Annotated in this window: 16 protein-coding genes; 10 read left to right on the forward strand and 6 right to left on the reverse strand. The window is 67.6% G+C overall.

Going from position 1 to position 20,183, the window contains the following annotated elements; translation table 11 throughout:
- Positions 1 to 6 precede the first annotated feature (6 nt).
- The 3 genes from OG394_RS06745 to OG394_RS06755 all read left to right on the forward strand — a co-directional run bounded on the left by OG394_RS06745 (position 7) and on the right by OG394_RS06755 (position 4,018).
- Positions 7 to 1,284, forward strand: a complete 1,278-nt coding sequence (locus OG394_RS06745; protein ID WP_328994074.1) for an MFS transporter — start codon at positions 7 to 9, stop codon at positions 1,282 to 1,284.
- 47 nt (positions 1,285 to 1,331) lie between these two features.
- Positions 1,332 to 1,808 (forward strand): redox-sensitive transcriptional activator SoxR, encoded by a 477-nt coding sequence (soxR, locus tag OG394_RS06750; protein ID WP_328994076.1) that lies wholly within the window; start codon positions 1,332 to 1,334, stop codon positions 1,806 to 1,808.
- 83 nt (positions 1,809 to 1,891) lie between these two features.
- Positions 1,892 to 4,018: a RecQ family ATP-dependent DNA helicase gene (locus OG394_RS06755; RefSeq protein WP_328994077.1), complete on the forward strand. Its 2,127-nt coding sequence runs from the start codon at positions 1,892 to 1,894 to the stop codon at positions 4,016 to 4,018.
- Positions 4,019 to 4,234: 216 nt separating this feature from the next.
- Here OG394_RS06755 and OG394_RS06760 read toward each other — a convergent pair whose 3' ends face one another.
- Positions 4,235 to 5,242, reverse strand: coding sequence for a sigma-70 family RNA polymerase sigma factor (locus OG394_RS06760; RefSeq protein ID WP_328994079.1), 1,008 nt, complete (start codon positions 5,240 to 5,242; stop codon positions 4,235 to 4,237).
- A 196-nt stretch (positions 5,243 to 5,438) separates the two neighbouring features.
- On the opposite strand from OG394_RS06760, the gene OG394_RS06765 reads away from it, so the two are divergent.
- On the forward strand, positions 5,439 to 6,230 hold the full coding sequence (locus OG394_RS06765) for an SDR family NAD(P)-dependent oxidoreductase (protein ID WP_328994080.1): 792 nt from the start codon (positions 5,439 to 5,441) through the stop codon (positions 6,228 to 6,230).
- A gap of 76 nt (positions 6,231 to 6,306) precedes the next feature.
- On the opposite strand, the gene OG394_RS06770 is transcribed toward OG394_RS06765, so the two are convergent.
- A complete protein-coding gene (locus OG394_RS06770) occupies positions 6,307 to 7,242 on the reverse strand; it encodes an AraC family transcriptional regulator (protein WP_328994082.1) in 936 nt (311 codons plus the stop codon).
- A gap of 81 nt (positions 7,243 to 7,323) precedes the next feature.
- On the opposite strand from OG394_RS06770, the gene OG394_RS06775 reads away from it, so the two are divergent.
- Positions 7,324 to 8,121, forward strand: coding sequence for an NAD(P)H-binding protein (locus OG394_RS06775; protein WP_328994083.1), 798 nt, complete (start codon positions 7,324 to 7,326; stop codon positions 8,119 to 8,121).
- Positions 8,122 to 8,885: 764 nt separating this feature from the next.
- Here the strand turns inward: OG394_RS06775 and OG394_RS06780 are convergent.
- Together OG394_RS06780 and OG394_RS06785 are read right to left on the reverse strand one after the other, a co-directional pair.
- The gene (locus tag OG394_RS06780) at positions 8,886 to 11,201 is read right to left on the reverse strand and encodes an ABC transporter permease (protein ID WP_328994084.1); all 2,316 of its coding nucleotides are present in this window, start codon (positions 11,199 to 11,201) and stop codon (positions 8,886 to 8,888) included.
- Positions 11,198 to 11,896 carry an ABC transporter ATP-binding protein gene (locus OG394_RS06785; protein WP_328994086.1) on the reverse strand — a complete coding sequence of 233 codons (699 nt, stop codon included), beginning with the start codon at positions 11,894 to 11,896 and terminating at the stop codon, positions 11,198 to 11,200. The genes OG394_RS06780 and OG394_RS06785 overlap by 4 nt, the downstream gene beginning before the upstream one ends.
- 197 nt (positions 11,897 to 12,093) lie before the next feature.
- Between OG394_RS06785 and OG394_RS06790 the strand changes: the two genes are divergently transcribed.
- A complete protein-coding gene (locus OG394_RS06790; protein ID WP_328994088.1) occupies positions 12,094 to 13,398 on the forward strand; it encodes a sensor histidine kinase in 1,305 nt (434 codons plus the stop codon).
- On the forward strand, positions 13,395 to 14,075 hold the full coding sequence (locus OG394_RS06795) for a response regulator transcription factor (RefSeq protein WP_328994090.1): 681 nt from the start codon (positions 13,395 to 13,397) through the stop codon (positions 14,073 to 14,075). Before OG394_RS06790 ends, OG394_RS06795 begins: the two co-directional genes overlap by 4 nt.
- Here OG394_RS06795 and OG394_RS06800 read toward each other — a convergent pair.
- The gene (locus OG394_RS06800) at positions 14,041 to 14,985 is read right to left on the reverse strand and encodes a DUF389 domain-containing protein (RefSeq protein ID WP_328994091.1); all 945 of its coding nucleotides are present in this window, start codon (positions 14,983 to 14,985) and stop codon (positions 14,041 to 14,043) included. The two genes, OG394_RS06795 and OG394_RS06800, sit on opposite strands and share 35 nt — an antisense overlap.
- 130 nt (positions 14,986 to 15,115) lie before the next feature.
- Between OG394_RS06800 and OG394_RS06805 the strand changes: the two genes are divergently transcribed.
- Together OG394_RS06805 and OG394_RS06810 are read left to right on the forward strand one after the other, a co-directional pair.
- Entirely contained in the window at positions 15,116 to 16,528 is a 1,413-nt protein-coding gene (locus tag OG394_RS06805) for an APC family permease (RefSeq protein ID WP_328994092.1), read from the forward strand.
- A gap of 34 nt (positions 16,529 to 16,562) precedes the next feature.
- Positions 16,563 to 17,165, forward strand: a complete 603-nt coding sequence (locus OG394_RS06810; protein ID WP_328994093.1) for a rhomboid family intramembrane serine protease — start codon at positions 16,563 to 16,565, stop codon at positions 17,163 to 17,165.
- On the opposite strand, the gene OG394_RS06815 is transcribed toward OG394_RS06810, so the two are convergent.
- On the reverse strand, positions 17,158 to 18,078 hold the full coding sequence (locus OG394_RS06815; protein ID WP_328994094.1) for a threonine/serine dehydratase: 921 nt from the start codon (positions 18,076 to 18,078) through the stop codon (positions 17,158 to 17,160). The two genes, OG394_RS06810 and OG394_RS06815, sit on opposite strands and share 8 nt — an antisense overlap.
- Positions 18,079 to 18,281: 203 nt before the next feature.
- Between OG394_RS06815 and OG394_RS06820 the strand changes: the two genes are divergently transcribed.
- Positions 18,282 to 20,153, forward strand: a complete 1,872-nt coding sequence (locus OG394_RS06820) for a propionyl-CoA synthetase (protein ID WP_328994096.1) — start codon at positions 18,282 to 18,284, stop codon at positions 20,151 to 20,153.
- Positions 20,154 to 20,183 lie beyond the last annotated feature (30 nt).

Below are 20,183 nucleotides of genomic sequence, written 5' to 3' on the forward strand. Positions count from 1 at the left end.
CGCCGGGTGACGGAGATTTTGGAGCGGAAGAAGACGGCCAGGTTGCATCGCGCCTGGATCGTCGCGGGGATCGGGTTCGTGACGTTGATCGGTGCGGCGGGCTTCCGCTCGGTGCCGAGTGTGTTGCTGGATCCGTTGCACGACGAGTTCGGCTGGTCGCACGCGACGATCGGCTCGGCGGTGTCGATCAATCTGATGTTGTACGGCCTGATCTCACCGTTCGCGGCGGCGTTGATGGACAAACTCGGCATCCGGAAGGTCGTCGGCGGCGCACTGGTGCTGGTAGCGGCCGGTAGTGGGCTGACGGTGTTCATGACGTCCAGCTGGCAGCTGCTGCTCTGCTGGGGTCTGCTGGTCGGTGTCGGCACTGGTGCAATGTCGATGACCTTCGTAGCCACTGTGACGACTCGCTGGTTCTTTGCCCGGCGTGGACTGGTTACCGGGATCCTGACGGCCGCTGGCGCCACGGGGCAGCTCGTGTTCCTTCCGTTGATCGCGAAGCTTGCTGGCGACTACGGGTGGCGTTTGCCGGCGCTTCTTGTCGCTGGGATCGCGTTGTCCGTCGTACCGCTCGTGCTGATCTTTATGCGGGACTACCCGAGCGATGTGGGTTTGCGGGCGTACGGCGCTCCTGAGGGAAGCACGGTCGGCCTGCGGGTTGCGGCTGTTGGGAACAGCGCGGTGCGGGCGCTGGTCGCTCTGAAGTCTGCTGCTCGTACTCGGACGTTCTGGTTCCTTGCGGGTGGCTTTGCGATCTGTGGCGCGTCTACCAACGGGCTAGTGGGTACGCATTTTGTGACGGCTGCGCACGATCATGGGATGCCTCACACGACTGCGGCGTCTCTGCTGGCTCTGGTCGGCATCTTCGACATTGCCGGGACTGTCGCGTCTGGGTGGCTTACGGATCGCTGGGATCCGCGCTACTTGCTGATCGGGTACTACACGCTGCGAGGCGCGTCGCTGCTCGTGCTGCCGTCACTGTTCTCGGAGCACGTTGAGCCGAGTATGTGGGTGTTCATCATCTTCTACGGGCTCGACTGGATCGCTACCGTTCCGCCGACTGTGGCGTTGTGCCGGCAGTGGTTCGGCGCGGACGGGCCTATCGTCTTCGGCTGGGTCTTCGCGTCACACCAGGTCGGCGCGGCAGTCGCGGCGACTGGTGCGGGTGCGATCCGCGACGCCTTCGGGACCTACAACCTGGCGTGGTACCTGGCGGGTGGGCTGTGCGCGTTCGCGGCGTTGATGTCCTGGCGGATCCGGCCGTTGCCTCAGCCCGTTCCCTGAGGTCGGTAGCCTCAGCATTAGTTGAGGTCCGACCGGAGGGATACAGAATGGACCAGGGTGAGCTGACCGTCGGGCAGGTCGCGGAGCGCAGTGGTGTGGCGATCTCGGCCCTGCATTTCTACGAACGGCAGAACCTGATCGTCAGTCGTCGTACGTCGGGCAACCAGCGCCGCTACAAGCGCGATACCTTGCGCCGGGTGGCGATGATCCGGATCGCGCAGCGCGTCGGTATTCCGTTGTCGAACGTCGCCGCGATCCTCGCGCTCTTGCCCGACGGGCGGACGCCTACCCGGCAGGACTGGGCGCGGATCTCGGAGTGCTGGCAGGCCGAACTCGACGATCGCATCAACCACTTGCTGCAACTGCGCGACGACTTCAAGGACTGCGTCGGCTGCGGCTGCCTGTCCATCGACCGTTGCGTGCTCGCCAACCCGTACGACGCGCTCGCGGCCCGCGGTGCCGGGCCTCAACGTCTTGTGGACGCTGATGGCCGGCCGCGCACTCGGTGCGTGCCCGCTAGCTGAATTGTCTCGACCTGTAGTCGAGGTCGAGTGGGTTATCCACAGGCGTCCGCGGAATGGGGGTGGTTGCGTCTAGGGTTTCGGACATGGGCAATTCGATGGCGTTGGCATTGTCGGACTCGCGGTCCGCCACGGCCGCACAGGTGATTCAGGCGATCGCGGGGGAGTCCGCCCGGCTGCGGGCGGACCAGGAGACCGCGGTCGCCGCGCTGTGCGAGCCGAGAGCCCGGGTGCTCGTCGTCCAGGCCACCGGGTGGGGCAAGTCGGCGGTCTACTGGGCCGCGACGGCGATCCGGCGGTCCGAGGGTGCCGGGCCGACGCTCGTGGTCTCGCCGTTGCTGTCGTTGATGCGTGACCAGGTGGGTGCGGCGGCCCGGGCTGGGTTGCGCGCTGCCACGCTGAACTCGTCCAACTTTGACGCTTGGGATGGGATCGAGGCGGAGCTGCGCTCGGGAGCGATCGACGTGCTGCTCGTCTCGCCGGAGCGGCTGGCCAATCCCGGCTTCGGTCGTCGGGTGCTGGATGGGCTGGCGGGGCAGATCGGGCTGCTGGTGATCGATGAGGCGCACGCGGTGTCGGACTGGGGGCATGACTTCCGGCCGGACTATCGCCGGGTGTCGGATGTCCTGCAGAAGCTCAACCCGGACACGCCTGTGCTGGCAACTACTGCGACGGCGAACGCGCGAGTGACCGAGGATGTCGCGCATCAGCTGGGCGAATCGACGCTGGTGTTGCGCGGGCCATTGGCCAGGTCGAGCCTGCAGCTCGCGGTGGTGAACGCGTTATCGCCGCTCGACCGGTTCGCGTGGGTCGTGGATCATCTGCCGAAGTTGCCGGGCTCGGGCATTGTTTACACGCTCACGGTGTCTGACGCGCAACGCCTTGCCGCGGCGATCCAGGAGGTGCACGGGCCTTCGCTTCCTGTCGCGGCGTATACGGGTGGGCTGGAGGCGTCGGAGCGGGAGCAACTCGAGGACGCGTTGCGGGACAACCGGTTGAAGGCGCTGATCGCGACGTCGGCGCTGGGGATGGGGTATGACAAACCCGATCTCGGTTTTGTCGTGCACGTGGGGTCGCCGCCGTCGCCGGTGTCGTACTACCAGCAGGTCGGTCGTGCTGGGCGCGGGATCGACCATGCGATCGTGGCACTGCTGCCGTCCGACGCGGATGCGGGCGTATGGGACTACTTCGCTACGGCGACGATTCCGGATCCGGATCAGGTGAATCGGCTGCTGGCTGGGCTCGAGGCCTACTCGGGGGATGAGCCGGCGACCGTTCCTTCGCTCGAGGCCGAGACCGGGTTGCGGCGCGGGCGGGTTGAGTTGATGTTGAAGCAGCTCGCGGTGGATGGTGCGGTTGAGCGGGTCGATAAGGGCTGGGTGCGGACTAGTGCCGACTGGTCGTTCGACGCGGCGCATTACGACGGGATCATCTCGGTACGGCGACGCGAGGCCGACATCATGCGCGCCTACACTCGCGGCGAACGTTGCCTGATGCAACTTTTGCAGGAATCGCTGGACGATCCCTCGGCGGTGCCGTGTGGGCGGTGTTCGGTTTGTCTGGGGTTGTTGCCCGATCCGCTGACGGCGGCGCCCGATCCGGAGACGGTCACGGCGATCACTCGGCTGTTGCGCGGCGAGACGCATGTGCTGGAGCCGCGGAAGATGTGGCCGGGTGGGTCGTTCGGAGCCAAAGGGCGGATTCCGCCGGCGCTGGCGGCGGATCCGGGGCGGTCGATCGTGTTCGCGGATGCGCCGGAGTGGCGTGAGGTGATCCGCGCGGTCTTCAGCGATCAGGGCGGCGACGCGGTTCATTTGGACGCGTTGAAGGTCGGCTGTGTGAGCGCGTTGTCGAAGTGGCGCGACGCGTGGTCGCGCCGGCCCGAGGTGGTGGTTGGTCTGCCTGCGGCCGGCTACCGCCGCTTGGTGACCGAGGTGGCCGACCACCTGGCCGAAATCGGCCGCCTCGAGCGCGCCGACCTCACGGTGGATGGCGCCGCCTTCGCCGACGGCATGTCGTCAGCGGAGGAGGCAAAGGTCTGGCGCGACGGCATCACCATCACCCCAGACGTCGCCCAGACCCTGGAGAACCGCTCCGTCCTCCTAGTCGTCGACGCCTCCTCCTCCCAATGGCCCATCACCGTCACCGCCGCCAAACTCCGCGAGGCAGGCGCCGCCGCCGTCCTCCCCCTCCTAATCCACCGCCGCCCCTAACCACGCCAACACCGGCAGACGCCCGCGGTTCGCATCCCCTAAGCACTGCGTCGATTGGTCTGGATTCGACCCGCTCCAGCGGCGGGTCAGCATCCAAACCCACGGTCTGCGGTCGAATCCTGACCAATCGACGCTAATCGCCCGCCACGAACCACGCCCGCCCGGACGGTTCTGGCCGTCGTACGTCGAAACCATCCCGGTTAGTAGTTGTGGTGACTATGGGCTCGGGAGTGATCGCGGCAGGCCGAACGATGGGAGGACACTGTTTTCGAAGCGGGTCATGGCGCAGATCCGGTCGCCGGTGAGGGTGAGGACGTAGAGCCCGATCCCGTGGCTGATGCCGTTGGGGGCGCGCAGGTAGGCGCCGAACGCCGGCTGACCGTTGGCTCGTGTTGGCACGAGATCGAACCTGCGACCTGCGCGGAAAATGCTGGCGCAGAAGCGACCCACGACGTCTCGGCCTTCGTATTCGAAGGGCATCGGTGGCATCGACATGAAGACGTCGTCGGTCAGAAGGGCCACCAGCGCGTCGAGATCGGCCGACTCCCAGGCGCGAACGAATTTCGCCACGATCACATCCTCCGAGGGTGAGCCGGAGGCTGGCGGTGGTTCGCGGTCGTCGGCCGTGGGCCGTTGGTGTTGCAGGCTGCCGCGCGCCCGTTTGAGGGCACTTTTGACCGAATCGACGCTCGAGTCCAGCATGTCCGCCACCTCGTTCGCGTGGAATCCGAGGACATCGCGCAAGATGACCACCACGAGCTGGCGGGGCGGCAGGACCTGAAGTGCGGTCACGAAAGCCAGCGAGATGGATTCGGTCTGCTCGTAGCGGGCCTCCGGGCCGAGCGGCACATCGATGACACCCTCAAGTAGGGCGTCGGGAAATGGCTCAAGCCAGACGACCTCGCCGAGCCGGGTCGGCTCGGGCGGTTCAACATTGGGCACGTCCCACTCCTTGGCCAGGCGCCGGCTGGCCGACCGGCGCGCGTTGAGGCACCGGTTGGTGGCGATCCGGTAGAGCCAGGTGCGCAGCGAGGCGCGTCCCTCGAACCGTGCGAAGCCCTGCCAAGCGGCCAACAGCGTGTCCTGCAAGGCGTCCTCGGCGTCCTGGAACGATCCGAGCATCCGGTAGCAGTGCACCTGCAGCTCTCGGCGGTATGGCTCAGTCAGCTGCCGGAACGCGTCGCCGTCCCCGGCCCGCGCCTTGGAGATCAGATCGGCTGCCACTTCTCCCACCCTCGGGTCACCCTCTTCCGCATCTTGTCGCACTCCTTGTATGGACACCGGCCGAGGGGCGAAAGGGTCGGTTGGCGGGCGCCCCTTTCGCGACTTGGCGGTGTCTACATCATCGACGGCTCAGCCGTCGGTCTTCACTCACGAGGTGGGCAAGTGTGACCACCCATGGCGCAGAAAGGAACCAGAGATGATCCTGAAGGACAAGGTCGCGGTGATCTACGGAGCCGGGGGAGCGATCGGCGGTGCTGTCGCACGCGCCTTTGCGGACGAGGGGGCCAAGGTATTTCTCACCGGGCGCCTCCAGGCACCGGTCGAGGCAGTCGCCAAGGACATCGTTTCCGCCGGCGGATCCGCCGAGGCGGCCGAGGTCGACGCTGTCGACGAGCAGGCTATCGGCAGCCATCTGCAGTCCGTGATCGATAAGGCGGGCCGCGTCGATATCTCGTTCAACGCGGTCGGCATCCCGAATACGAAAATTGTCGGTGTCCCTTTGGCCGAGCTGGATGCCGAGCAGTTCTCCCTGGCGATCACGGCCTACACGACGTCGTATTTCCTGACCGCACGCCTGGCCGCAAGGCACATGATCCCCAACAAGTCGGGGGTGATCATGACTGTCACCGCACTCCACTCGCGGACTGGCATCCCGTTGGTGGGTGGTTACGGTCCGGCGCAGGCCGCCAAGGAAGCGCTCACTCGAGCTCTATCCGCCGAGCTCGCACCGCAGGGCATTCGCGTCGTCGGCCTGCGACCACAGGGCATGCCGGAGTCACGCACGATCAAGGAAGCCTTCGAGCCTCGCGCCGAAGCAACGGGAATGTCCTGGGAACAGTTCCAAGGGTTTCTCGCCAGCAAGACCCACCCGCAACGGCTTATGACCCTCGCGGAGATGGCCAACGTCGCGGTCTTCATGGCTTCCGACAAGGCAAGCGGGATGACGGGAACCACCGTCAACCTGACCATGGGCAGCCTGGACGACTAGCGACCGACGCCTGACGGCCGCGATTGGCTTCCCGCGGCACACAACACAAGAGATCGAGCTAGTCCCCAAGCACTGGTCAGACCGCGATGCGGGTGGTGCGGTGTTGGCTGGGGCGGATGCCGCGGACTCGTTTGAAGGCGGTGCTGAAGGCGAAGCTGTCGGCATAGCCGACCTGGCGCGCGACGCTGGCCACGCTCGCGTCCGTACGTCGGAGGAGGTCGGCCGCGAGCGCCATCCGCCAGCCGGTGAGGTACGTCAGCGGCGGCTCGCCGACGAGGTCCGCGAAGCGCCGGGCGAACCCCGCGCGGGATACGCCGACGTGGCGGGCGAGACCTTCGACGGTCCAGGCGCGGGCCGGGTCGTCGTGCAGCGCGCGCAGGGCCGGACCGACGACGGGGTCGCCCAGTGCGACGTACCACGCGGGTGTCGCGGAATCGGGCCGGTCGAACCAGTCGCGCAGCGCCAAGACCAGGATCAGGTCCAGCAGCCGGTCGATCGCGATCTCCTGTCCGGGGCGGTCGCGTCCGAGCTCGAGGGCGAGCAGTTCCATCGTGGGACAGTCTTCGTCGGGGTTCGTGATGACGAAGACCTCGGGCAGGGCGCTGAGCAGCCGGTCGCTGAGGTCACCGCGCACCTGGTACGCCGCGGTGAGCATGACCATCTCGTTCGCATCGCCGCTCGGGCGATTGCTGAATCGCCAAGTGTGCTTGCCGTCCATCTCAACTTCGCCGATGCACTCGTCCTCATCGCGGATCACCACACCGACCTTGCTGGCCGGATCATCCGCCAGCACGAATCGCACGCCTTCGCGGACCAGCCCGACGTCGCCGCGCCGCAGCAGCATCGGCTCGCCCTCATCGGGGATGAGCCAGGCGTCGTCCGTAACGCCGCACACCAGGGTGAGTGGCGTCGTGATCTCGAATCGCAGGGCCCAGGGAGGCGCCGCGATGGAACGGCAGACCATCGCGCCATTCGCCCGGATACCGCGGAGGAGATCGCCCAGTGCGTCCATTCCGGCGATGTTAGACGATCACACAGGAGATCGAGCGTTATGCCCATGGATCGTCCAGCGCCTGGCTAGTTGACTCGACGCATGACGACACTTGTTCTCGCCGCGACCGGCAAAACCGGCCGCCGAGTCACCTCTTTACTCGGTCCGATCGCTCGTGGGGTTTCGCGTCGGTCGGCCATTCCCTTCGACTGGAACGATCCGAACACCTGGGCCGCCGCGGTGGAAGGCGCGGACGCGGCGTACGTCGTACCGCCGATCGAGAGCCTCGACTACTCGGCCGTACCGGAATTCGTCGACCTGGCAAAGCGCAGCGGCGTACGGAATTTCGTTCTGCTGTCGGCGCGTGGAATGGACCTGACGATGCCGCACGAGGCCGCCGTAAGTGGATCGGGTGTGGACTGGACGATCTTGCGGCCGGCGTGGTTCGCGCAGAACTTCAGCGAGGACATGATGTTGCCGGCCGTACTCGCGGGCGAGGTGGCGCTGCCGACGGGTGACGGCCGGCACGCGTTCATCGACGTGGACGACATCGCGGAGGTGGCCGTCGCGGCGTTGACCGGTGCGGGGTCGCATGCGGGTCAGGTGTACGAGCTGACCGGGCCGGAGGCGATCACCTTCGGCGAGGCCGTCGCGCTGATCGCGGCCGCGTCCGGCCGGGAAATCAAATACGTCGACGTACCGCCAGAGTCCTTCCGCGCCGAACTCGTCGGCCACGGAATGAACCCCGAATACGCCGACCTCCTGACAACCCTCCTCACCGCAATCCGCAACGGCCAAGACGCCGAAGTAGCCGACGGCGTCCAACGCGCCCTAGGCCGCACCCCCCGCACCTTCACCACCTACGCCCAAACCACCGCCACCACCCCCGCCTGGTCCTAACCCCACCCCACCCACCATCCGCCCGCGACCCGCCACCCCGCCGCCCAACTCCCGCCCACGGTCGGACGCAAAATGCGGCCCCCGTCCCGAAACCCCCCGCCACGGTCGGACGCAAAATGCGGCCCCCGTCCCGAAACCCCCCGCCACGGTCGGACGCAAAATGCGGGTGCTGCGCGGCAGCCCCCGGCCACGGTTAGACGCGAAATGGGGCCAGAACCAGGTGACGGTCGGACGCAGAATGCGGCCGACCCAAGCCCACGGTCCGACGCGAAATGCGGCCAGAACCAGGTGACGGTCGGACGCAAAGTGCGGACCGCCCCGATATCCCCGGCGCAAGACCCACGGGCGACTTTGTGGAAAACCCTCCCGCGAAGTGCCTCGTTACGTCGCGCGTGGGCAAACACAACAAGGCACCTCGCGGGAGGGTTTTCCACAATTTGGCGCAGGCTTGTGCGGGTTCCGCTTGTCCGCAGGTTCTGCGCGCCGAGTCCGGCCCCGGCCCAAGGTTCTGGCCGCATTCCGCGTCCGACCGTGGCCGGGGCTTCGGGCCGGGGTCCGTATTTCGGGTCCGACCGTGGATGGGGTTGGCCGGGCAGCTTCCGGATTTCGCGTCCGACCGTGGGCCGGGCTTGTCGGGAAGCTCCCGCATTTTGGGTCCGACCGTCGACGGGGCTGGCCGGGAAGGTCTCGCATTCTGGGTCCGACCGTGGGCGGGGGTTGCCGGGGAGCCCCGCACTTTGCGTCCGATCGGCGGGATGGGTGGGTTATTCGGTGCGGAGGGCGGTGGTGGTGGGGGTTCGGGCGGCCCAGGTGGCGGGGAGGAGGGCGCCGAGGATGGCTAGGGGGAGGCCGCCGGTTAGGAGGAGGGCTAGTTCGGGGGGTTGGTAGACGGCGAGGATGGAGGGTGGGAGTACGAGGCCGGCGCTGTTGCCCATGGCGGGCATTACCCAGCCGTGGAGGGCGATGCCTAGTGGTACGCCGATCAGGCCGGCGGCTAGGCCGGTGAGGGTTACCGAGGTGATGACCATGGCGATGGTTTGGCGTGGGGTCATGCCGAGGGCTTTGTGGATGCCGAGTTCCTGGATGCGTTCGCGGGTGTCGAGGACGACGCCGTTGAGTACGCCGAGGGCGGCCACGACGACGAGCATGAGCGTCAGCATTGCCGCGAGAGCGTTCAGCGTGACGACGATGCTGCTCCCGTTCTCGCCGCTGCCAACGTTGGCCGTCACGCCAAGCGGGTCAAGGGCCTTGTTCAACGAGGTGGTGTAGCTCGCGACGTCGACGCCGGGATCGACCGCGATGTGGTGGGATCTCACCGTCAGACCGGTCGCGCCGGCGAAGGTCGCGGTGTCGGCGAACACCTCGAGACCGTCGTTGCTGGTGTCGAAGACCTCGCCGACGATGCGTACGGTGTAGCTCTTGCCGTGGTGCTTGAGGGTGAGGGTGTCACCGACGCGGGTGCCCGTGGCGGTGAGCAGTGGCGTCGGGACCACCGCCTCGCCGACCTGGCTGAACCAGCGTCCCGAGATCATCCGATACCCGCCCCACGAGGCGTCACCCGTGAACGCGATGACGGTAATCGCGCCGGTCACGCCCGGTACGGTCGCCTCGGTCGTCGCCGCACCGTAGTGCGCGCGCGTGCCAGGCTGCGCCGCGATCGCTGCCGCAATAGCGACCGGATCAGGCTCCTTCTCCGGAGCGCCCGGACCATTCGGGCCAGGCTCGCGCTGGCCGCCAATGCCACCACCACCGCCGGCTCCGATCGTGACGTCGGCGACGTCGTGGGCCCGCGCGGACAGGACCTCGCTCAACGACGACGTCAGCCCCACGCTGAACGTCACGGCCGTCGTACCGAAGACGATCGCCGCGCCCATCGCCAACGTACGAGCGGGCCGCGCGAACGGCCGCGCCAATCCCAAACTGACCGTCCTCGGAACCCGCAACCGCGAGGTCAACCGCGAAGCCCAAACGCCGCGACCAGCATGCGGCGTACGCCCGACGGCAATCGCGTCGACCGTACGGAGGCGACCTGCGCGCCAGGCACTCGCCCAGGCGGCAAGCGCGACGACGCCGAGCACGAGGACGACGACGACCACGTTCACCCAGGGCGTGACGGCCAACGGCGTCGTGCCGTACGCCTCGGTGGTCTGGGCCATCACGGGGATGGCGAGAAGGTTGCCCACGACAACGCCGAGCGCCGTACCGACTGTTGCCGGGAGCAACGCCTGGGCGAGATACGCGCGTACGACCTGCGCAGGGGTGAAGCCGATCGCTTTGAGGATGCCGATCCGGCGAAGGCTCGCGCCGACCGTTCCCGCGACGACGTTGGCGACGATCAGCACCGACATCACCAGGCCGAGGAGACCGAAGGCCATGAGGAAAGGTACGAACAACGCGGTGTCGCGTTCGGCGGTCTTCTTGAGCGTGAGCCAGGACTGGGTGCCGACCACGGGCAGGCCGGCCGTCACCGCGTCCGCGTCAACCGAACCGCCGTTGAACCGATAGAGCATCTGGTAGCCGGCAAGGCCCAGCGACGCGATCTCGGAGGGCACCACCCAGCCATCGGCAGTACGACTGACCGACCGCGCCACGCCGACCACCTTCAGCGTCCGACCACCCGCGAGGGTGACCTGGATGCCGAGGCGTTGGGGGAGTGCGGCGTCGGTCGACACCACGATCTCGCCCGGCCCGGTCGCCCATCGCCCGGACGTCAGCGATACGCGGTCAACGGCCGCGTTGGACGGGTCAGCACGGCCAACGACCGACAGCGGGGCGCCGAACCTACCGGGCGCCATCTCCGGAGTGATCGTGGCGACCCCGAACGGGCCGGCGCTGGCCTCGGCCGCGGCGGCGCCAGCGGTGATCTTCGCCGCCGACGCCTTCGCGGCATCGAACTGCGCCGACAAATGGGCGCCCTGCTGCCGGGCAAACGCCTTCTCAAAAGGCGCGCGAGACGCGACGAGCAGCGAGACGCCGAGTACCGAAGCGGCCACCGCCATCAACGTGGCCAACCCGATCACGATGGTCGGCACCCGACGTCGCGCGACGCCCGAGCGAACGACCCGGCCCAACGCGCTCATCGGACCGCCGCCGTCAGGGTCGCGCCGTCGGACGCGATCCGGCCGTCGACCAGCTCGATCGTGCGAGTCGTGCAGGCCCGGGCCAGGCCGAGGTCATGCGTGACGACCACGATGGTCTGGCCATCCGCGTTCAACTCGGTGAGCAACCGGCACACCTCTTCGCCGGCGGCAGTGTCCAACGCGCCGGTCGGCTCGTCTGCGAGGAGCAACGCCGGCCGGTTCATCAGCGCCCGGGCCACCGCGACGCGTTGACGCTCACCGCCTGACAGCCGGCCCGGATACGCGCCGGCGTGACGGGCGATGCCGAGGTTCTCGAGCAACTCCTCCGCGCGCCGATGTGCCGTACCGCGCGCCATCCCGGCCAACTGCGCGGGCAGTACGACGTTGTCGGCGACCGTCAGATCGTCCAGCAGGTTGAAGAACTGGAACACCATGCCGATTTTGGCCCGCCGGTACAACGCCGAGCCGGCCTCGCCCAGTTGGTCCACGCGTACTCCGTCGACCGTGACCGTGCCCGCGTCCGGACGGTCGAGGCCCGCGATCAGGTTGAGCAGGGTGGACTTGCCGCTGCCGGACGGGCCGAGGATCGCGACCGCCTCACCGGCTCGCACGGCGAACGACGCCTCCTGCAACGCGGGCGGCCCATCGTCGTACTTGCGGCTCACATCGCGCAGCTCGATCACCGGCGTGCTCATATTCGCTCCCTAGCTTCGTGGTCCTCGGGTGGATGACCTTGAAGCTAGGTGCGTTCACGCTGCCGGTACGTCGGCCGCCCGGGCCATTTCGGCTACCGCGCTGGGCTGACGTCATCCTTGCGATGTATACAACCGATGTACAACATGTCGACGCGTGGTGGACGACAAGGCCCTGTCCAGGCGACGACAATGGGCCAGTGACGAGCCCTGGCCCCACCTCACGCTGGCCTGTGATCCGGTTCGTCACGCGTCAGACCGGCCCGCCCTGCCACCCAACTCGCCGCAATCAGCTCTTCGACGCGTTGCTGGCCCTGGTACTCGGCATCTTGATGTTCCGGTTCGCGGAGGACAACGCAGAGCAGCTCGAAGGCCCGGACAGGCCGCCCTTCATGTTCGGGCCGTTAGGACCCCCCGAAGACGGCCCAGGGGCGGCCTTGGTGGTGTTGGCGATCGTGGCGTCGGTCGCTCTCGCACTTCGCCGGCGCTATCCGCTGGCGGTGTTGTGGGTAGTGACGGCTGCGGCGATGGTGACGCCGACGGACCTTCAGAAGCTGACGTTCTACGCATCTGTCATCGCCGTCTATACCGCCGCGATGTACAGCCCGTACCGAGGGGCGACCTTGGTGACGCTGCCGCTCGCGGTGGTGCTCGTGACCACGGCGGGGGACTCGGCCACCTCGTTCATGCCCGACGAGTACGTGCCGTTGCTCGTCCTGATCCCGATCGCCGTGACGGCTAACGGCCTGCGCAACTGGCGTATGCGCAGCGATGAAGGCCAAGCCCGGCTGGCCCAGGTCGAGCGCGAACAAGCCGAGGCGCTCCGCCGGGCCGTCGAAACCGAACGCGCCCGGATCGCCCGCGACCTCCACGACGTGGTGACGCATAACGTCAGCGTGATGGTGATCCAGGCCGGCGCCGCTCGCAAGATCATGGCCAGCGATCCCGAGCAGGCGAGTACGGCGTTGCTCGCGGTCGAGGCCGGCGGCCGCGCGGCGATGGCCGAACTCCGGCACGTGATGGGGCTGCTCACCATGAACGACCCCGACGATCCGGCCGACCTGGAACCGCAGCCGGGTCTGGGCCAGCTCGAGAGCCTCATCGGCAGAGTTCGCGATACCGGTCTGCCGGTCGAACTGGCCGTGACCGGAACCGCGCGGCCGTTGCCGCCCGGGGTTGAACTCGCCGCATATCGGGTGGTGCAGGAGGCGCTGACCAATACGGTCAAACACACGTCGGGGGCTAGCGCCTCGGTGACCATCGAGTACGGCGACGACCAGTTGCGGGTGGAGGTCCTCGACACCGGCGGCGATCCGGGCGAACTCGTGGCCGACGGCAACGGTCGCGGGTTGATCGGCCTGCGCGAGCGACTAGCCGTGTACGGCGGGACCTTGCACACCGTACGACGTCCGCGCGGCGGCTACCGTGTCGAGGCGATCATCCCGCTGGCCGCGCCGACGCCGGCGGCACCGACAACGTCCGCACCGACTACGGAGGCACCGTGACCGAATTGCGCGTCGTCGTCGCGGATGACCAGACGCTGGTCCGGACCGGCTTCCGGATGATCCTGAACGCGGACGGGATCGACGTCGTGGCCGAGGCGACCAATGGCGCCGAGGCGGTCGACGCGGTACGCCGTACCCGGCCGGACGTGGTGCTGATGGACGTCCGCATGCCCGAACTCGACGGGCTGGAGGCCACCCGGCGCATTCTGACCGGCGCCCCCGGCGAACCGCGCGTGATCATCCTGACGACGTTCGACCTCGACCAGTACGTCTATGCCGCGTTGAATGCCGGCGCAAGTGGCTTCCTGCTCAAGGACGTCACGCCCGAGCACCTGGTCGCCGCCGTACGGACGGTGCGTGCGGGGGATGCGCTGCTGGCGCCGAGCATCACCCGGCGACTGGTCGAGCGATTCGCCCAGCGCGATGGTGACGTCGCCGCCGTACATCGGGACCTCACGGCACTCACGCCGCGCGAGCTCGAGGTCCTCGGCCTACTCGCCCGAGGCCTCAGCAACGCCGAACTGGCCGCGCGACTTCAGTTGTCCGAGGCAACGGTCAAGACGCATGTCGCCCGCATCCTCGGCAAACTCGGCCTGCGCGATCGCGTCCAGGCCGTCATCGTCGGCTACGAAACAGGACTGGTCAGTGTCGGTGGCCAAGGGACCGCACAAACCTAGAGGGCCGTACGGCTGCCTTCTGGATCAGCAAAGTGGCGATGCCCGCAAGCGTCATCCCGGCGAGGTTGATGCCGAGTTGGGCCGCGGAGCCGCCGATCTGGTGCGGCGCGCCGAGCGCCAGGGAGAGCGCGAGATCGCCTGCCGCCGGGACCGTCGTGACCGAGATGAAGACGCCGACCAACGCGTTCGAACGACCCGCCGTCTGCGAGAGCACCCCCGCACATCCGGCGAGCACCGCCACGACCGCGGACCACTTGTCCGGCCGCCAGATGAACCCGGTCAACGGACGCGCCGCCGTCACATCGGCGAGGTCGATCCACCCGACACCGCGTGCGACCAGCGCCGCCAGAGCCGTCGCCACGATCGCGACTAAGAACCCGGCCACCAACAACCGCAGCGACCGGACTGCCAGATCGCGACGACCGAGCGCCAGCCCGAGCGCAAGAGCCACCACCACCGCGAACTCCGGCCCGACCACCATCGCGCCGACCACCAGAATGGCCGAATCGGTGACGACGGCAACGGCCGCGATCATCGTGGCGAGGGTGAGGAACGTGTAGTACGCCCACGACCCGCGCGCCTCGCCGTACGCCTGATCGACCACGGCATCCCACACCACCGCGTCATCGGGCGCACCCGGCGCGGCCGCCTCGGTGGCCCGCGCGTTCTTCGAAGGGGAGGCGTCCACGACGGTGACGGCGACGGCGCCCTCGTCGTACATGCCCTCAGCCTTCAGCCAGGACAGGATGTCAGAGGTGGCCTCGCGGGTGACGTCGCAGTGCACGACGTCGCCGGCCGGACGGCGGGCGGCTCCGGGCAGTACGACGATATTCGTGGCTCGGTCGTCGGTCATCAGGGTGTCTGTGACCGTCTCGGTGCGATCCGCGGGGACGATCAGGCGAAGGTGCATCACGGTCACCATCTTGACAGGCCGCCCACTTGGCCAGGTTCTGACGCGACCTTTACCGGCCACGCCGGACAGGTGTACCCGTGGGATGGGACTGTGATGCACTGCATGAACAGGGACTGAGGAGGACAGCATGAGCGCAACTCCGCAAACGGCCGGGACGGACACCGGACGGCCTGAGCTGAAACGGGTGATGGGCCCAGGCCTGTTGCTGTTGTTCGTGGTCGGGGACATCCTCGGCACCGGTGTCTACGCGCTGACCGGTAAGGTCGCGGGCCAGGTCGGCGGCGCCGTCTGGCTGCCGTTCCTCTGCGCGTTCGTCGTCGCGCTGCTGACGGCGACGAGTTATCTGGAGCTGGTCACCAAGTATCCGAAGGCCGGTGGCGCCGCGGTCTATACGCACAAGGCGTTCGGGGTGCACTTCCTGACTTTTCTGCTCTGTTTCGCGGTGATGTGCTCGGGTCTGACCTCGGCCTCCAGCGCGTCCAAGGCCTTCGCGTCGAACTTCTTCGCGGCCGTCGGGATCGACTCCTCCCGGGGTTCGGTGCTGATGATCACCTCGCTGGCGTTCATGACGTTGATTGCCATCGTCAACCTTCGCGGTGTCGGCGAGAGTGTCAAGGCGAACGTCGTGCTGACCCTGATCGAGTTGTCCGGTCTGCTGATCGTGATCGGCGTCGGCGTCTGGGCGATCGCGGGTGGCGATGGCGACACCTCGCGGCTGAACGATTTCAACGTGCCGGAGGGTAAGACGGCGTTCAGTTCGGTGACCGCGGCGACGGCGCTGGCGTTCTTCGCGATGGTCGGCTTCGAGGACTCGGTGAACATGGCCGAGGAGACCAAGGACCCGGTCCGGATCTTCCCGAAGATCATGCTGACCGGTCTGGTCGTCACCGGTCTCATCTACATCATGGTCGCGATCTCGGCGGTCACGCTGGTCTCTCCGGAGAACCTGAACAAGGGCAATACCCCGCTACTGCAAGTGGTCAATGTCGGCGCACCTGGATTCCCGATCGAGATCTTCGCGTGGATCACGATGTTCGCGGTCGCCAACTCGGCGCTGATCAACATGCTGATGGCGAGTCGTCTGCTGTACGGCATGTCGCACGAGAAGGTGCTGCCGGGACCGCTCGGCCGGGTCCTGCAAACACGCCGTACGCCGTGGGTGGCGATCATCTTCACGACGCTGCTGGCCTTCGCGCTGATCGGGTTCGCGGACCTCACCGCTTTGGGTGGCACGACGGCGTTCCTGTTGCTGTGCGTGTTCGCGATCGTCAATCTCGCGGTCCTGGTCCTGCGTAAGGACAAGGTGGAGCACAAGCACTTCCACGCCCCGACCCTGCTGCCCATCCTCGGTGGGGTGCTCTGCGTCTACCTGGCGAGTCCGTTGTCGGGCCGCGCGACGAAGGACTACGAGATCGCCGGCTGGCTGATGCTGATCGGCGTTGGCTTGTGGGCGCTCACCTGGCTGCTGAACAAGTACGTCTTCAACCGGACCGCGGACTTCGACCCGACCCACCTCGACCCGAGCGGACCCGTCAACTGAGCGCGGGTTTGGTTCGGTAGGGCATCTTGGTTCCATGAGTTCGACATCGCCCGCCCCGATCCGCCGCCCGGGTAAGACCGGGTCCCGGATCGGCGGCGGGCTGCAATTCCTCGCGCTGCTGATCGGCCTGATGTGGATCAGCGAGGTGGTCGACACCGCGCTGAACAACTCACTCGATCAGTACGGCATCATCGCGCGGACTGGGGATGGGCTGGTCGGCATCCTTACGGCGCCGTTCCTGCATCTCGGCTTCGGGCATCTGATCTCGAACACGCTGCCGTTGGTCACTCTTGGTGCCCTGATCGCGATCGGCGGCGCGATGCGGCTGTTCTCGGTGACGGCGATCGTGGGGGTCATCGGTGGTTTCGCCACTTGGTTGTCCTCGCCGCCGAACACGGTCACGATCGGCGCCAGCGGTCTCGTCTTCGGCTACGCCGCCTACCTCGTCGCTCGCGGCCTGTTCAACCGCCGCATCGGCCAGGTCCTGATCGGCCTGGTCGTCATCCTCGTCTGGGGCGGCGCCCTCCTTGGCGGCCTACTCCCACAAGACGGCATCTCCTGGCAAGGCCACCTCTTCGGCGCCGCCGCCGGCGTCCTAGCCGCCTGGCTCCTAGCCGACGAGCGCCGCTCTAGCTAAGTGTGGCGGGGTCGGTGTTGGCGCCGCAGCTGATCAGGACGACGTGTTCATTGGGGGCTGGGCGGTAGGTGTTGGTGGTGAGGGCGGCGTAGGCGGTGGCTGTGCCGTGCTCTACGGCCAGGCGGTATTCGCGCCACAGCTCCAACCGGGCTCCGACGATCGCGTCGTCTGGCACGAGCAAGGAGTCCACGTCGTACCTCATCACCGCGTCGTACGCCAATGCGCCGAGTCGTCGCGCGCCCAGCGAATCGGCCGCGCAGCCGCCTACCTCGACGTCCACCGGCTTCCCCGCAGCCAATGCCTGGTGGAGCGTCGGGCACAACTCGGGCTCGACGCCGATCACGCGCGCTTGATTGCCAAGAGCGGTGGCGATTCCCGCGATCAGGCCGCCACCGCCGACCGACACCAGCACCGTGTCGAAAGCCTCGAGCTGTTCGAGTAGCTCCAGGCCGATCGTGCCCTGACCCGCGACGATCTCGGGCTGGTCGTAGGCGTGCACGAACAACGCGCCTGTCGCGGCGCCGTCCTCCTCCGCAGCGGCGAAGGCTTCGGCATATTCACGACCAACCTGTACGACGTCCGCGCCGAGGTTTGCCAGCCTGGCCAGCTTCGGCGCCGGGGCGGTTTCGGGGACGAAGACGCGGGCGGGTACGCCGAGTTCGCGGGCCGCGTACGCGATCGCCGTACCGGCATTGCCGCCGGAGGCCGTCACCACGCCTTGCCCGGTGAGCTTGCCCTGTTCCTTCGCGGACAGCATCCGGTTGAACGCGCCGCGTGGCTTGAACGAACCGGCGTGCTGGTGGTGCTCGAGCTTGATGCTGAGGTTCGCGCTCACCGGCAACACCGGAGTACGCCGTACGCGTCCGGCGATCCGCCTCGCAGCCGCCTCGACATCCACCACCGTCACACTCATACCTCCACCCTATTCGGCTGCCCCAGCGCATCCGTGGCCGGACCGCCACGTCCACGCGAAGGCCGGAACACGGCGGTTGAAGCGTTTCCACGGCCGTCGTGTGGACGTGGCGGTCCGCCTCGCGCCGCTCCGGGGGTCGTTTTGGTGCGCGATGTGGGGGAGACTGCGGCGGAGGACGAGCGGCGACGGCGAAGGGTTTGCGCGTGGGTGCTTATGGCGAGAGCTACCGCAGGAGCCTGGCTGATCCCGAAGGGTTTTGGCTCGAGGCGGCGCGGGCGATCGACTGGGTGGTTGAGCCGACGCGGGCGCTGGACGACTCGCGGAAGCCGCTGTACCGGTGGTTCCCCGACGCCCAGCTCAATACGTCGTACAACGCGCTCGACCGGCATGTTGCCGCGGGCAACGGTGATCGGCCCGCGCTGATCCACGATTCACCCGTGACCGGGACCAAGCGGACCCTGACCTATCGGGAGTTGCGCGACGAGGTGGCGACGTTCGCCGGCGCTTTGCGTGAGCTCGGCGTTGGCCGGGGCGATCGCGTGATCGTGTACATGCCGATGATTCCCGAGGCCGTCGTCGCGATGCTGGCGTGTGCGCGGCTCGGCGCGGTGCACTCGGTGGTGTTCGGCGGGTTCGCGCCCAAGGAACTCGCCGCCCGGATCGACGACGCGACCCCGGTCGTCATCGTGGCGGCGTCCTGCGGGATCGAGCCGACCCGCACGGTCGAGTACAAGCCGATCATCGACACCGCCCTCGGACTCGCGACCCATCGCCCTGACCACGTCGTCGTCCTGCAACGCGAGACGGCGCCCGCCGAGCTTGGCCCGGACGATCGCGACTGGGCGGAGCTGATGGCCAAGGCGTCTCCGGTCGAGCCTGTGACCGTGGCGGCGACGGACCCGCTCTACATCCTCTACACCTCTGGTACGACGGGTAAGCCGAAGGGCGTCGTACGGGACAACGGCGGGCATGCGGTGGCTCTTGCCTGGTCGATGGGCGCGATCTACGGCATTGGCGCCGGCGATGTGTGGTGGACGGCATCCGACGTCGGATGGGTCGTCGGCCACTCGTACATCGTCTACGCACCGCTGCTGGTTGGAGCCACGACAATTCTGTATGAGGGCAAGCCAGTCGGTACGCCGGACGCCGGCGCGTTCTGGCGGGTCATCGCCGAGCATGGCGCGAAGGCGCTCTTCACGGCGCCGACGGCCTTGCGGGCGATCAAGAAGGTCGACCCCGAAGCCGCGCTCGCGACGTACGACCTGAGCGGTTTCGAGGCGCTGTACCTGGCGGGCGAACGCCTCGATCCGGAGACGTACCACTGGGCGCACGCACACCTCGGCGTACCGGTCATCGACCATTGGTGGCAGACCGAGACCGGCTGGCCCATCGCGGCGAATCCGCGCGGGTTGGAGCAGCTGCCGCCGAAGCCGGGCTCCGCGACCGTACCCATGCCCGGGTGGGACGTGCAGATCCTCGACCAGGCCGGTGAGCGGCTCGAGGCCGGCCGGGAAGGCGCTATCGCGATCAAGCTGCCTCTGCCGCCTGGCGCACTACCGACACTCTGGGGCGACGACGAGCGGTACGTCGCTTCGTACCTGGCGCGGTACGACGGCTACTACCTGACGGGTGATTCCGGGTACTTCGATGCCGACGGCTACTTGTTCGTCATGGGCCGTACGGATGACGTGATCAACGTGGCCGGCCATCGGTTGTCCACTGGCAGCATGGAGGCCGTACTGGCCGCGCATCCCGCTGTGGCCGAGTGTGCGGTCATCGGGGTACACGACGCGCTCAAGGGTCAACTGCCGCGCGGGCTCGTCGTACTCAAGTCAGGCGTGTCGGTTGACCCTGAGGTGCTGACGGCTGAGTTGGTCGAAGCGGTACGACGTGACATCGGGCCGGTGGCGGCGTTCCGGCAGGTTTCGATCGTGGACGCGCTGCCGAAGACGCGCTCGGGCAAGATCCTGCGCAAGACGATGCGGGGGATCGCCGACGGACGCGAGGAGCCGGTTCCGTCGACGATCGAGGACCCGGCCGTGCTCGAAGCCCTGCGTTCGGTGCTTCGCCCCTAGGTTCTACTCGTGTAGATCCAGCGGCGGTGA

It is taken from the genome of Kribbella sp. NBC_01245 (genome assembly GCF_036226525.1).
Taxonomy (GTDB): Bacteria; Actinomycetota; Actinomycetes; order Propionibacteriales; family Kribbellaceae; genus Kribbella.